This is a genomic window from Rhodococcus ruitaii (assembly GCF_055230935.1).
On record NZ_JBUYWC010000010.1, the window covers coordinates 236,788 to 250,266 of the forward strand.

Below are 13,479 nucleotides of genomic sequence, written 5' to 3' on the forward strand. Positions count from 1 at the left end.
GACGCGCAGTTTCGGTCGGTGGCCGCGTTTAGGGTTCTCGCCATGGACGATTCTGAAATTGTCGGGCCACCCGAACGCGACACGGCCACCGCACCAGGCGGTCGTCGGCGTCGAGCCGGCACAGAGCCGGGCGGCGGTACCGAAGTGCAGGCCAAGGACGTCTGTCTGAGGCTCCTCACCGATCGAGCCCGGAGCCGCGCGGAACTCGCCGCCAAACTCGAGCAGAAGGGCTTCGCGGCCGACGTGGCCGCGCGCACTCTCGATCGCCTGACCGAGGTCGGATTGATCGACGACGCCGACTTCGCTCAGCAGTGGGTGCGCTCACGGCACCTGTATTCGGGGAAGGGCAAGCGTGCGATAGCACTGGAGTTACGTCGCAAGGGCATCGACCAACAGGATGCGGCCGATGCCCTCGACACGATCGACAGTGCATCCGAGCGGGACCGGGCCGTCGAACTGGTGCGCAAGAAACTCCGCACCCAGGCGCGGTTGCCCACGGAGGGGGAGCGTCGCGAGATCGCCGCCGAACGCGACAAGCTGGTTCGACGCCTCGTCGGGATGCTCGCCCGTCGCGGCTACGCGCAGGGCATGGCTTTCGATGTCGTCCGCGACGAACTCAGTGCCTTCGAAGCCGACACGGGCGAACCACTCGACTGAACTTCTCATCGCGCCGGGCCGGTGATGTCCATTCCGGGGACGGCCGTGACGGGGACCGGCGCGTCGGGCGCACCGCCGTCGCTGGCGCCCCGGCGCCGGCTGGACCGCAACCGCTTCTCGAGCCACGTTGCGAAGCGAGTCAGGGCGCTGTTGAGGATGATCATGATCGCGGCCACCACCAGCAGCGACGGTAGGTAGTTCTGGAAATAGGCGCCGAGTTGCTGTCCGGACCGCACCACTTCGACGTAGCCGATGAGGTAGCCGAGGGCGGAATCCTTGAGCGCGATCACCATCTGCGACACGATCGCCGGCAGCATCACTGTCACCGCCTGCGGCAGGAGGATCAGCCGCATGGTCTGCCCTTTGCGCAGACCGATGGCAGACGCTGCTTCGGTCTGGCCCTTCGGGAGGGAATTGATACCGGCGCGCACGATTTCGGCGATCACCGACCCGTTGTAGAGGGTCAGGCCGGTCACGACTGCGGCGAGTGCAAGGTAATCGGACTTGAACAGGCGGTACTCGGCGAACACCTGGTACGCGAAGATCATCAGGATCAGGACCGGGATCGCGCGAAACAACTCGACGATGAACCCGGACACCATCCGAACCGGGCGATGCTCCGACAGGCGGCCGATACCCAATATCGCACCCAGAATCAAAGCCAGCACGATCGACAGCGCAGCGGCCACGAGCGTGCCCCGGATGCCGGGGATCAGGTACGTGGTCCAGCTCGACGACTCGAGGAACGGCTCCCATTTCGCCGCAGTGAGCTGGCCTTGCGACTCCAGCGCGCGGTACACGACGTATGCGATGACCAGGAGAACGACGGCTACGACGACGGACAGCACACGGTAGAGCGCGCGCGCTTTCGGGCCGGGAGCGTCGTAGAGAACAGTGCCTTCCGAACTCATCGGGCCACCTCGAATCGCTTGCTGAGCCAACCGAACAGCAGGCCGGTCGGGAGGGTCAGGATGACGAAGCCCAAGGCGAAGATCCCACCGATGACGAAGATCGCCGCCTCGTTCTCGATCATCGTCTTCATCAGCAGCGATGCCTCGGCCACACCGATCACCGACGCGATGGTCGAGTTCTTGGTGAGTGCGATGAGCACAGAACCGAGCGGTGCAATGACCGCCCGGAATGCCTGCGGCAGCACGACGAACCGGAGATTCTGGCTGAACGTCAGGCCCAGGGACCTACCCGCTTCGGACTGTCCGAGGTGGACGGTGTTGATACCGGAGCGCAGCGACTCGCAGACGAAGGCGGCGGTGTAGATGGTCAAGCCGAGGACCGCGAGGCGGAAGTTGTTGTCCACCAGGAATGTCGACGACGACTGCGGTGCCAGATTGATCTGGAGAGTCTGGGACAGGCCGAACAGGCAGAAGATGATGATGAGGGTCAGGGGTGTGTTTCGGAAGATCGTCACATACGCGGTCCCGACCGCCCGGGCGACCGGTATCGGCGACACACGCATGGCGGCGATGATCGTTCCGAGGATCAGCGCACCGATCGCGGACAACACCGTCAGCTGGATCGTGGTCCAGAATGCTTCGAGCAGTTGACTGCCGTACTTGCTGAGCAGATCCACAGGTCAACTCCGGGATCGAGGGGACGGGATGAGGGCGAGGAACCGGCCGGTCCGTGACCTTGCCACGTACCGGCCGGTGGTACCTCGGAACGCGACGCCGGTTCAGTACCGGTCGACGGTCGGCGGCTCCGGCAGCGGGTATCCGGAGGCACCGACGGTTTCCTCGAAGGCCTCCGCCCACGCTCCGCTGTCGATCATTTCTTCGATCGCATCGTTGATGGCGGTGCGCGAGGCGTCGTCGCCCTTGGCCAGGCCGATGCCGTACAGCTCCTCGGTGAACGGCTCACCGACGACCTTGAAGTCACCGGGGCTCTGCGCCGCGTAGCCGGCGAGGATGATGTCGTCGGTGGTTACCGCATCGACTGCGCCGTTGCGAAGGGCTTCGACGCATGCCGAGTAGGTGTCGAACTCCTGCAGCTGCACTTCCTGCGCGTAGGTGTCCTTGACGTTCTGTGCGGGCGTCGAACCCGTCACCGAGCACAGCCGTTTGCCGTCGTTGAGCGATTCCGGACCGGTGATCTCGGTGTCGTCGGCGCGCACCAGCAGCGACTGACCGGCAATGAAGTACGGTCCTGCGAAATCGACCTTCTCCTTGCGGGAGTCGGTGATCGAGTAGGTTGCGACGATGTAGTCGACCTCGCCGTTCTGAATCAGCGTCTCGCGCTGCGCGGAAGGCGACTCCTTGAACTCGATGTTCTCCTCGGACACCCCGAGCTGCTCGGCCACGTACTTGGCGACCTCGACGTCGAATCCGCTGAACGTACCGTCGGGGTTCCGAAGGCCGAGCCCGGGCTGGTCGAACTTGATGCCGACCACGAGATTACCGTTCTCGGCCGAGGTCGTGACACTTCGGGATTCGTCGCCACCGCATGCTGTTGCGGCGAGCGCGACGGCGATCGCGCCGATACCCAGGCGGATCGAGCGAGACATTTTCATCGAGTACCTCCGGTTGTGGTGTTCGATCGGGCTGTCGGGTAAGGAGCTAGTGGCCGAGAATCTTGCCCGCTCAGTGACTGAGAATCTTGCCCAGGAAATCCTTGGCCCGGTCGGATTCCGGAGCGGTGAAGAACGTGGTGGGGTCGGTGTCCTCGACGATGCGGCCGTCGGCCATGAACAGCACGCGGTCCCCCGCTTTACGTGCGAAGCCCATCTCGTGGGTGACGACGACCATCGTCATCCCTTCCTTGGCGAGTGAGGTCATCACGTCGAGAACCTCCTGAACCATTTCGGGATCGAGGGCGGAGGTGGGCTCGTCGAAGAGCATCACCTTCGGATTCATGGCGAGTGCGCGGGCGATCGCGACACGTTGTTGCTGACCACCGGACAGCTGTGCCGGATACTTGTCGGCCTGATTCGCGATACCCACGCGATCGAGCAACCGTAGGGCGTTCTCCCGCGCCGCGTCCTTCTTCTGTTTGCGGACCTTGAGCGGGCCCAGCATCACGTTCTCGAGGATCGTCTTGTGTGCGAAGAGATTGAACGACTGGAACACCATACCGACATCGGCGCGCAGTGCTGCCAGAGCCTTGCCCTCGGCCGGGAGCGCTTTGCCGTCGACCCGGATCTCGCCGGAGTCGATCGGCTCGAGCCGGTTGATGGTCCGGCACAGGGTGGACTTCCCGGATCCCGACGGGCCCACCACGATGACCACCTGGCCACTCGGGACCTCGATGTCGATGTTCTGGAGGACGTGCAAGGTCCCGAAGTGCTTGTCGACGTTGGTCATCGTGATCATCGGGACGGTGCTGCCGGAGTCCTCCGACGGCTTCTCCGAACCTGCGGCCGCTGGTGTCATGATCAAGACCCTATGCCGTCGTCGTCGGGAACCCCTCCATTTCGCCCCATCGACATGCAACTTTTACAGCGAGAGGTTTGCGAGACCGGAACGTCGCCGTGCCGGACGTCGATGTGGCGCGGCGGCCACGGTCACCGCCGCGGTGGTCCGTTATTCTCGTGAGCTACCCTGAGACGTGTCATTGATCGACGATGTTGCCCCGAACGACGCTGCTGCCCCGAACACAGATGCCCGGACCTATGAGGTCCGCACCTACGGCTGCCAGATGAACGTACACGATTCGGAGCGTTTGTCCGGCCTGTTGGAAGACGCCGGATTCACCCGCGCCGAGTCCGGCGCGTCGCCCGACCTGGTCGTCTTCAACACCTGCGCGGTTCGTGAGAACGCCGACAACAAGCTGTACGGCAATCTGAGTCATCTCCGGCCGGTCAAGGACGAGAACCCGAATATGCAGATCGCCGTCGGGGGTTGTCTGGCGCAGAAGGATCGCGCCACCGTGGTCGAGAAGGCACCGTGGGTCGATGTCGTCTTCGGCACGCACAACATCGGCAACCTCCCGGCGCTCCTCGACCGTGCACGCCACAATCGCAAGGCCGAGGTCGAGATCCTCGAGTCGCTCGAAGCATTCCCCTCGACGCTCCCGGCTAAGCGTGAATCACCCTATGCGGGCTGGGTGTCGATCTCGGTCGGATGCAACAACACGTGCACCTTCTGCATCGTGCCTGCCCTGCGCGGAAAAGAGGTCGATCGCCGTCCGGGCGACATCCTCGCCGAAGTACAGGCACTCGTCGACGAGGGCGTACTCGAAGTGACATTGCTCGGGCAGAACGTCAACTCGTACGGGCGCTCCTTCGCCGACCCGGAACAGCCCCGCGACCGCGGTGCGTTCGCGTCACTGCTGCGTGCGTGCGGCGACATCGACGGTCTCGAACGCGTGCGGTTCACTTCGCCGCATCCCGCGGAGTTCACCGACGACGTCATCGAAGCGATGGCATCGACGCCCAACATCTGCCCCCAGCTCCACATGCCGTTGCAATCCGGCAGCGACCGGGTCCTGCGAGCGATGCGCCGCTCGTACCGCAAGGAGAGGTTCCTCGGTATCATCGAGCGGGTCCGTGCCGCCATGCCGCATGCGGCCATCACCACCGACATCATCGTCGGATTCCCCGGTGAGACCGAAGAGGACTTTCAGGACACCCTCGACGTCGTCGAGCAGGCGCGGTTCACCAGCGCCTTCACGTTTCAGTACTCCAAGCGCCCAGGCACACCGGCCGCCGAGATGGATGAGCAGCTCCCGAAGGTCGTCGTCCAGGAGCGGTACGAGCGGTTGATCGCGTTGCAGGAGCGCATCACGCTGGAGGAGAACCGCAAGCTCGTGGGCACCGAGGTGGAACTACTCGTCGCGGCGGGCGAAGGCCGAAAGAACGCAGAAACCGCCCGGATGAGTGGACGCGCGCGCGACGGGCGTCTCGTGCACTTCCGGCCCGAAGGCAACATCGACACCGCGGTGCGGCCCGGCGACATCGTCACGATCGTCATCAGCGATGCGGCGCCGCATCATCTCGTCGCCGATACCCCGATCCTCACCCACCGCCGTACCCGCGCGGGCGACCACTTCGAACAGGGGCGCCTGCCCAAGACGAAACCGATCGGGGTGGGACTCGGCCTGCCGCGCATCGGTGCCCCTGAACCCCTACCGACACAGATGGGATGCAACGCATGACCACGGGCGAGAACAGTCCGAACATCGACAGGGGACCGGATAGTGATACCGACCGGCTGAGCGATCACGGGCTCAGGGAGACCCGCGCCGACCTCGAGGCGGCAGAACGCAGGATCGCGGGTGAGATCGACCCCGGAGCCCGGGCGATGTTCGTCGCGGTCGCGGTGCTCGTGCTGCTCGGTTCGTTCAGCCTCCCGCACGCCGGTGCAGCCAACGGGTGGGAGGTGCTCTCGTTTGCCTCCGACGCGACGGCAGAGTCGATAGCGCTGCCGTCCCGGATCTTCGTGTGGCTCGCGCTCGTCTTCGGCGCGGTCGCCTCGATCCTCGCACTCGTGACCCGTAAATGGTTCCTGGCTTGGGCCGCAGCTGCCGGCTCCGCTGTGTCGATCATCTTCGGGTTGCTCACCGTGTGGACTCGCCAGACGCTCCCGGTCGACTCCGGCGCGTCCGGACCTGGAATCGGGCTGTTCCTCGGCTGGCTTGCCGTGATGGTCCTGACCTTCCACTGGGTCCGGGTGGCCTGGTCCCGTACGTCCGCGCAGCTCGCAGCCGAGGCCGAGCTGCGGCGTGTCGCCGAGGAGGACGACCGTCGGGGAATGTTCGGTGGCCATCTGAAATAGGTCGCTCACAGGCACGAGACGAGCCCCGTACGGGCCGGTTTCCTACCGGCACGAACGGGGCTCGTCCCTCTTCCGCGAGGCGGTCAGCGTTCGCCGACAGCACTCTCCGCGGCTTCGGCCCACTCCCGCCATTGGGCGGCCTGAGCGAGCGCAGTATCGGCGTCCTTGGTGCGCCCCTTCGCCTGCGCCTTCTCCGCTTGTTCCTCGAATTGCTGGACTCGTTCGCGGAACTGAGCAGCACGGGCCAGGGCTTCCGGATCGGTCCGCCGCCACTCGCTGTCGGACGCTTCGCGGACGCGCTTCTCGAGTGCGCGCAGGCGGCCCTCGAGATCGTGCATCCGATCGCGGGGGACCTTGCCGATCGCTTCCCACCGCTCCTGCAACTCGCGCAGCCGGGTACGCGCTGTCTCGAGGTCGGCAGACGGGTCGATGGTCGAAGCGGACTCGAGCAGTGACTCCTTTGCGCGGGCGTTCTCCTCGAACTCGGCATCGCGTTCGGCGGACGCCGCATTGCGCGCGGCGAAGAAGACATCCTGCGCGCCCTTGAAACGCTTCCACAGCTGGTCGTCGGCATCGCGCGGGGCCCGCCCCGACGCCTTCCACTCTGCGAGCAGATCCCGGAACGCTGCAGCGGTCGCACCCCAGTCAGTCGATTCCTGCAGCGCTTCGGCGCGCACGACCAGCTCTTCCTTCCTGGTCTTTGCGGAGGCACGTTCACGATCGAGTTCGGCGAAGTGGGCACCGCGTCGGCGATTGAAAGCCTCACGGGCCTTCGAATACCGGCGCCACAGCACGTCGTCGGTCTTGCGGTCGACACCGCGGATCGACTTCCACTCGTCGAGAATCTCCCGCAGGCGATCGCCCGCGGCCTTCCAATGTGTCGAGTCGGCGCCGATCTGCTCGGCCTCCGCCGCGAGCACTTCCTTGCGCGCGGTGGCCTCTGCGCGGTGCTGTTCCTTCTCCTGCTTCTGGGCGACCGCGGCCTTCTCGGACTCCTCGATCACACCCGTGAGCCGGGTCGCGAGCGCATCCAGGTCGCCGATCACTGCTGCCGTCGGCAACGACGCGAGCAGTGTCTCAGCCGCTGCGCGACTCTTCTTGGCGTCACCGGAGCCGGACGTCAGCCGCGTCTCCAACAGTGCGACTTCGGTGGCGAGGTCGTCGTACCGCCGACCGAAGTGTTCGAGGCCTTCGGCGGCATTGCCTGCCTGCCACGAACCGATGCAACGCTCACCCTCGGCGGTCCGAACCCACGCGGTGCCGTCCTCGTCGACCCTCCCGAACCTGCTCGGATCGCTGGCCGGTACCGCCGGGGCATGCGGATGCGTCTGTCCGGGGACCGGATGCGGCTTGGGTGCATGCTCCGACTCGGTCGCATGCTCGGGCGGGGCGGGCTTCGGCGCACCTGGGCGTGGGGCACCCGGCTTCGGGGGACCAGGACGCGGCGGTGTGCCGGACACCCGCTCGGGCGTCGGGTCCTGTGCGTTCGGGTCGGTCATCGCTACCTCATCTCTGCCGCGCGGCACGGCTGCCTGATCGCATCGCTTACCGCAGGTCCGGTCACGGCCATCCGTGATCACGTCCGCCCCCTATTGAAACAGGTCGCGCGTCTGCGGGGCTCCGGGTCGGGTCGACTACCGTGGCCGTTGTGTTGATCGCCGCGGTGTTCGTGCCTTCCCCGCCACTTCTCGTGCCCGAATTGGTCGGACTCGCTGCTTCCGAGACCGACGACCTGCGGCACGCCGTGCTTCGCACGGCCCGCCGAATCGGTGACGTCGACGAATGGATCGTGGTGGGCACGGGAACCGAGGTCGCGGACGTGCGGTCCACGGCCGTCGGGACCTTCCGCGGATTCGGTGCCGACGTCCGTGTCGCCCTCGGTCCCGCAACCGGTGCCACCAGCGGAACGCCGGATGCCGACCTGCCGCTCACTGCACTGATCGCGGGATGGCTTCGCGAACGCACAGCGCCCGGAGTTCGCGCCGACGTGCATGTCCTCGCCCGCGACACAGATCCGGCCACCTGCGCGCAACTGGGTAAGACACTGCGGGCACGCCTCGACGCCGACACGACACGACGCGGATTGCTCGTCGTCGCCGACGGTGCCGCAACTCTGACAGACAAGGCGCCGGGCGCATTCGACGAGAGGTCGGCCGCGCTCGAGAAATGCCTGGCCGACGCGCTCGCTACCGGGGATCCGCACGGCCTGGAGGCGCTCGACGCCGGACTGTGCGAGGACGTCGCCCTCGCCGGGCGCGCCGCATGGCAGGTCCTGGCAGGTGTATTCGCCCAGCACCCGTCCGAGGCGACGATCGAGTACAGCGCCGCACCCTACGGTGTGGGGTATCACGTGGGGGTCTGGCGCCCGTGACCGATCAGGGGTATCGCCGACCGATCGCTGTGGTGGGTCCGACCGCCACCGGGAAGTCGGATCTCGGGCTGGACCTCGCCGAAGCCCTCGGCGGCGAGATCGTCAATATCGACGCGATGCAGCAGTACCGTGGCATGGACATCGGCACCGCGAAACTGCCGGTAGACGAGCGACGCGGGATCCCGCATCACCAGCTGGACGTCCTGGATGTCACCGAGACCGCGACGGTCGCGCGTTACCAAGAGGCCGCCACCGCCGACATCGAACGCATCCTCGCGCGCGGCCGGGTGCCGATCATCGTCGGGGGATCGATGATGTACGTGCAGTCCCTCCTCGACGAGTGGAAGTTCCCCGCGACCGACCCCGAGGTCCGCGCGAAGTGGGAATCCGTGCTCGCCGACGGGGGAGTGGCCGCGGTGCACGAGGCACTGCGTCGCGCCGACCCCGCCGCGGCCACCACGATCCTGCCCACGGACGGACGACGCATGGTCCGTGCGCTGGAAGTCGTCGAACTGACCGGTCTCCCGTTCGCTGCGTCGCAACCGACCGTCGGCGATCCGAGGTGGGGCACGCTGATCCTCGGGGTCGACCGCGACACGACAGATCTGGACGAGCGCATCGAGAAGCGCACCGACCTCATGTTCGAACTCGGACTCGTCGGCGAGGTGCGTGCGCTGATCGACAGCGGACTTCGCGACGGCGTGACAGCACCCCGCGCGATCGGATACGCGCAGGTACTCGAGTATCTGGACGGCACGTGCGACCTCGACTACGCCCGCGAACGAACATTCATCGGAACCCGGCGGTACGTCCGGCGGCAACGCTCGTGGTTCCGCCGCGACCACCGGATCCACTGGCTCGACGGCGCCGACCCGAATCTCGCTGCCGAAGCGCTGCGGGTTGCCGAGTCCTGAGGCGGCGAGCAGCGGGGCTCTCGCTAAGGTTGACTCCATGGAGTTCAGCAAAGGTCACGGCACCGAGAACGATTTCGTCATCCTTCCCGATCTCGATGCCCGGCTGACTCTCACAGCCGACCGAATCGCAGCGCTGTGCAACAGACGTCGCGGACTCGGAGCCGACGGTGTGCTGCGTGTCGTGCGTACCGGAGCGCTGGTCGCTTCCGGCCTGCTCGATGCGCTCCCGGACGGCACGAGCGCCGACGACTGGTTCATGGACTATCGCAACGCCGACGGGTCGATCGCCGAGATGTGCGGCAACGGGGTGCGGGTGTTCGCCCACTACCTCACCGCTACGGGACTCGAGAGCCGGGAGAACTTCGTTGTCGGATCGAGGGCCGGCGGCAAGCCCGTGCAGGTCCACTCGACCGGATCGGTTGCGGGCGAGGTCACCGTAGGGATGGGTCGGGTCGCCCAACTCGGCGAGTCATCCGCCACAATCGACGGCCGCGTCTATCCCGGAATCGGTATCGACGTCGGCAACCCGCACCTGGCCTGTGTCGATCCGAACCTGACCGGTGCGAGCCTCGCCGCACTCGATCTCACCTCGCCCGGATACGACCCGGGATTCTTCCCGCGGGGCGTCAACATCGAATTCCTGACCCCGATCGAGTCGGGGGCCGTCGACATGCGTGTGCACGAGCGGGGCGTCGGCGAGACGCGCTCGTGCGGCACCGGCACGGTCGCGGCCGCCTCAGCAGCCCTGCGATACGAGGGAGCCGACGCCGGCGTCGTCCGAGTGCGGATCCCCGGAGGCGTCGTGGAGGTGCGGATCGAGGACGAGCATGCCTGGTTGCGAGGCCCGTCGGTGCTGGTCGCGCGCGGCACGATCAGCGACGAATGGTGGACCTCGCTGGCGTGAGTGCCATCCGATCTCGTCGCGTCCGAAAAAACTCGAATGCACCGAATCGGACTTCGTGGGACGATGGAACTCGTATGACGAACACATCGCGCACTCGCAACATGACAGACGACACCGATCGCGTCGGCTACGACGGCCCAGACGGGTGGGCTCACGATGATCCCTCGGTGGGCGAGATGCAGCTCGAAGACCGCAGCGCGCTCCGGCGCGTCGCGGGTCTGTCCACCGAACTCGAAGACATCACCGAGGTCGAATATCGGCAACTCCGCCTCGAGCGGGTCGTGCTGGTCGGTGTATGGACCGGTGGCACCGCCGCGCAGGCTGATGCGAGTCTTGCCGAGCTCGCTGCACTTGCCGAAACCGCGGGCTCTGAGGTGCTCGAGGGGATGGTGCAGCGCCGCGACAAACCGGATGCTGCCACCTACATCGGTTCGGGCAAGGCCGAGGAACTACGCGAGATCGTGCTCGCCACCGGCGCCGACACCGTGATCTGCGACGGCGAGCTCACTCCCGCCCAGCTCACCGCACTGGAAAAGATTGTCAAAGTCAAGGTCATCGACCGGACTGCGCTCATCCTCGACATCTTCGCCCAGCACGCGACCTCACGCGAGGGCAAGGCTCAGGTTTCTCTCGCGCAGATGGAATACATGCTGCCTCGGCTGCGTGGCTGGGGTGAGTCGATGTCGCGCCAGGCGGGCGGTCGTGCCGGCAGCAACGGCGGTGTGGGTCTGCGCGGTCCGGGTGAAACGAAGATCGAAACCGACCGGCGCCGAATCCGGGAGCGCATGGCGAAGCTGCGCCGCGAGATCAAGGGGATGAAAGCGGCCCGCGACACGAAGCGGACTCGCCGACTGCGCAACGGGATCCCGTCCGTCGCCATCGTCGGCTACACCAACGCCGGTAAATCGAGTCTGCTCAACCGGCTCACCGGCTCAGGTGTCCTGGTGGAGAACGCATTGTTCGCAACTCTGGACCCGACGACACGGCGAGCAGCACTACCCGACGGCCGGGAGTTCGTCCTGACCGACACGGTCGGATTCGTGCGTCACCTGCCGACCCAGCTGGTGGAAGCCTTTCGGTCGACTCTCGAAGAGGTCGCCGATGCCGACCTTCTGGTGCATGTCGTCGACGGATCCGACCCTCTTCCGACCGAGCAGATCAAGGCGGTCCGCGAGGTCCTGACCGATGTTCTGCGGGAGTCCGACGGCCCCCCGCCACCCGAATTGATCGTCGTCAACAAGGTCGATGCCGCCGATCCCGTGACCTTGACTCAGCTGCGTGGGCTCCTGACCGACTCGGTGTTCGTGTCGGCGTCCACCGGTGAGGGAGTCGAGGAGTTGCGTGAGCGACTCGGACGCCTGCTCGAAGACCCGGACGTGGAGGTGAAGGCCCTCGTGCCGTACACCCGAGGCGACCTGCTGTCCCGGATCCATTCGGACGGGCAGATCCTCCACTCCGCGCACGAGGCGGACGGTACACGGGTGCACGCCAGGGTTCCGCGGGCGCTCGCCTCGGCATTGGACGAGTACGCCGCCTGATGGGTTCGTTGCGCGATGCCGGTGTCGCGACCGCCCTCGCGCTCGCCTGTGCCCTGCCGGGCGCCTCGGAGGCCGCCGCCGACACCGCGGAAGTCCCGGTCGCGGATTTTCCGGTGGAGATCCTGTGCACGCCGGACGATCCGGCCCTCGACGAACTGTCCGGCCTGGCGGAGGTCGGTGGGCGGCTGTTCGCGGTACCCGACGCGGGTGCCGACGAGTCGGTGGTCGAACTCGATGCGGACTGCGGAGTGGTACAACGGTTTCCGGTTCCTGTGGACCCCTATGACATCGAAGACCTCGCGGCCGGTCCCGACGGCAGGCTGTGGCTCGCCGACATCGGCGACAACACCTCCGTCCGACAGACAGTCGCACTGATCTCGTTGGATCCGGCCAGCGGCGCCGGCGACCTGCACCGCCTGACCTACCCGGACGGTCCACGTGATGCGGAGGCCGTGCTGGTTTCGGCGAGTGGAGAACCGGTGATCGTCACCAAGGCTTTGTTCGGTGCGAGCGGAATCTACCGGCCCGCGCGTGGTCGCACGGTCGACCAACTCGAGACACCCGGGCCGGTACCGCTCGAGAAGATCGGTTCGCTCATCCTCGGTCCCACCGACACCCCCGGTGGTCCGCTTCCCGGGGCTTCGTCGATGTTGATCACCGGTGGCGCCGTCAGCGCGGACGGCACAGTTGCCGCCGTTCGTACCTACACCGACGTCTACCTGTTCCATGCACCCGACGGTGATGTCGCCGGAGCAGTGGGCCGCGGCCCCGTGCTTCGCGTGCCTGTCCCTGACGAGCCTCAGGGGGAGGCGGTGGCGTTCACCGCCTCGGGCGATCTGCTGACCGGATCGGAAGTGATGCTCACCGGGGGCGTCGTCACCGGTGAGCGACCCCCGATTCGGGTGTTTCGCGGGGTGACCGACTATTTCGCGGCCGTTCCGGGAACGGACGCCGAGTCCGACCCCGGAACGGGTGTCGCCGGGTGGATCGGAGCCGCGGCGGCGGTCGGCTCGGTGATCCTGGTGGCAGCTGCCGCGCTCGTGTGGCGTCTCCGCGCGCGTCGCACCTGACCGCTCGGGGCAGGTCAGGCGTCGAGATCCGCGGCGACGAGTTCACTGATGTGCGCGAGCACAGCGTCGTCGTCGCAATGGACAGTGACCGCGACACCTTGTGAAGCGCCGAGCGTCATGATCATCAGGGCGGAACCCGCATCGACAGGTTCGCCACCGTCGACGGACAGTGTCACCTCGACGCCAGAGGCGACGACGGCTTCGGCGATGATTCCGGCGGGACGTGCGTGCAGGCCGATGGACGAGCCGACTTCGACGGTGTTGGCGGGCATGGGAACTCCTTTGTGTGAGGGCGGAAG

General features: G+C 66.4%; 14 protein-coding genes. 8 read left to right on the forward strand and 6 right to left on the reverse strand.

All coding sequences use genetic code 11. From position 1 onward, the window contains the following. The first annotated feature begins 42 nt into the window (after positions 1–42). The gene (locus ACZI8W_RS15260) at positions 43–657 is read left to right on the forward strand and encodes a regulatory protein RecX (protein WP_463369333.1); all 615 of its coding nucleotides are present in this window, start codon (positions 43–45) and stop codon (positions 655–657) included. 5 nt (positions 658–662) lie between these two features. Here the strand turns inward: ACZI8W_RS15260 and ACZI8W_RS15265 are convergent, their stop codons facing one another. The 4 genes from ACZI8W_RS15265 to ACZI8W_RS15280 all read right to left on the reverse strand — a co-directional run bounded on the left by ACZI8W_RS15265 (position 663) and on the right by ACZI8W_RS15280 (position 3,980). Next, positions 663–1,568 (reverse strand): amino acid ABC transporter permease, encoded by a 906-nt coding sequence (locus ACZI8W_RS15265; protein ID WP_463369334.1) that lies wholly within the window; start codon positions 1,566–1,568, stop codon positions 663–665. Further along, positions 1,565–2,245 (reverse strand): amino acid ABC transporter permease, encoded by a 681-nt coding sequence (locus tag ACZI8W_RS15270; protein WP_463369335.1) that lies wholly within the window; start codon positions 2,243–2,245, stop codon positions 1,565–1,567. Before ACZI8W_RS15270 ends, ACZI8W_RS15265 begins: the two co-directional genes overlap by 4 nt. Positions 2,246–2,347: 102 nt before the next feature. Continuing rightward, positions 2,348–3,181 (reverse strand): glutamate ABC transporter substrate-binding protein, encoded by an 834-nt coding sequence (locus ACZI8W_RS15275; RefSeq protein WP_463369336.1) that lies wholly within the window; start codon positions 3,179–3,181, stop codon positions 2,348–2,350. A gap of 70 nt (positions 3,182–3,251) precedes the next feature. Then, positions 3,252–3,980 carry an amino acid ABC transporter ATP-binding protein gene (locus ACZI8W_RS15280; RefSeq protein WP_463369368.1) on the reverse strand — a complete coding sequence of 243 codons (729 nt, stop codon included), beginning with the start codon at positions 3,978–3,980 and terminating at the stop codon, positions 3,252–3,254. A 235-nt stretch (positions 3,981–4,215) separates the two neighbouring features. Between ACZI8W_RS15280 and miaB the strand changes: the two genes are divergently transcribed. Together miaB and ACZI8W_RS15290 are read left to right on the forward strand one after the other, a co-directional pair. Continuing rightward, entirely contained in the window at positions 4,216–5,763 is a 1,548-nt protein-coding gene (gene miaB, locus ACZI8W_RS15285; protein WP_463369337.1) for a tRNA (N6-isopentenyl adenosine(37)-C2)-methylthiotransferase MiaB, read from the forward strand. Further along, a complete protein-coding gene (locus ACZI8W_RS15290; RefSeq protein ID WP_463369338.1) occupies positions 5,760–6,383 on the forward strand; it encodes an Rv2732c family membrane protein in 624 nt (207 codons plus the stop codon). Before miaB ends, ACZI8W_RS15290 begins: the two co-directional genes overlap by 4 nt. An 83-nt stretch (positions 6,384–6,466) precedes the next feature. On the opposite strand, the gene ACZI8W_RS15295 is transcribed toward ACZI8W_RS15290, so the two are convergent. Continuing rightward, a complete protein-coding gene (locus tag ACZI8W_RS15295) occupies positions 6,467–7,882 on the reverse strand; it encodes a DUF349 domain-containing protein (RefSeq protein ID WP_463369339.1) in 1,416 nt (471 codons plus the stop codon). 149 nt (positions 7,883–8,031) lie between these two features. Here ACZI8W_RS15295 and ACZI8W_RS15300 point away from each other — a divergent pair, with 149 nt between their 5' ends. The 5 genes from ACZI8W_RS15300 to ACZI8W_RS15320 all read left to right on the forward strand — a co-directional run bounded on the left by ACZI8W_RS15300 (position 8,032) and on the right by ACZI8W_RS15320 (position 13,180). Continuing rightward, positions 8,032–8,754 (forward strand): class III extradiol dioxygenase subunit B-like domain-containing protein, encoded by a 723-nt coding sequence (locus tag ACZI8W_RS15300; RefSeq protein WP_463369369.1) that lies wholly within the window; start codon positions 8,032–8,034, stop codon positions 8,752–8,754. Further along, positions 8,742–9,668: a tRNA (adenosine(37)-N6)-dimethylallyltransferase MiaA gene (gene miaA / locus ACZI8W_RS15305; protein ID WP_463369370.1), complete on the forward strand. Its 927-nt coding sequence runs from the start codon at positions 8,742–8,744 to the stop codon at positions 9,666–9,668. The genes ACZI8W_RS15300 and miaA overlap by 13 nt, the downstream gene beginning before the upstream one ends. A gap of 37 nt (positions 9,669–9,705) precedes the next feature. Next, complete coding sequence (dapF, locus tag ACZI8W_RS15310; protein ID WP_463369340.1) at positions 9,706–10,572, forward strand: diaminopimelate epimerase; 867 nt, start codon at positions 9,706–9,708, stop codon at positions 10,570–10,572. A 74-nt stretch (positions 10,573–10,646) separates the two neighbouring features. After that, a complete protein-coding gene (gene hflX, locus ACZI8W_RS15315) occupies positions 10,647–12,110 on the forward strand; it encodes a GTPase HflX (protein ID WP_463369341.1) in 1,464 nt (487 codons plus the stop codon). Next, positions 12,110–13,180, forward strand: a complete 1,071-nt coding sequence (locus ACZI8W_RS15320) for an NHL repeat-containing protein (RefSeq protein WP_463369342.1) — start codon at positions 12,110–12,112, stop codon at positions 13,178–13,180. The genes hflX and ACZI8W_RS15320 overlap by 1 nt, the downstream gene beginning before the upstream one ends. A gap of 14 nt (positions 13,181–13,194) precedes the next feature. Here the strand turns inward: ACZI8W_RS15320 and ACZI8W_RS15325 are convergent, their stop codons facing one another. Then, positions 13,195–13,452, reverse strand: a complete 258-nt coding sequence (locus ACZI8W_RS15325) for an HPr family phosphocarrier protein (RefSeq protein WP_463369343.1) — start codon at positions 13,450–13,452, stop codon at positions 13,195–13,197. Positions 13,453–13,479 lie beyond the last annotated feature (27 nt).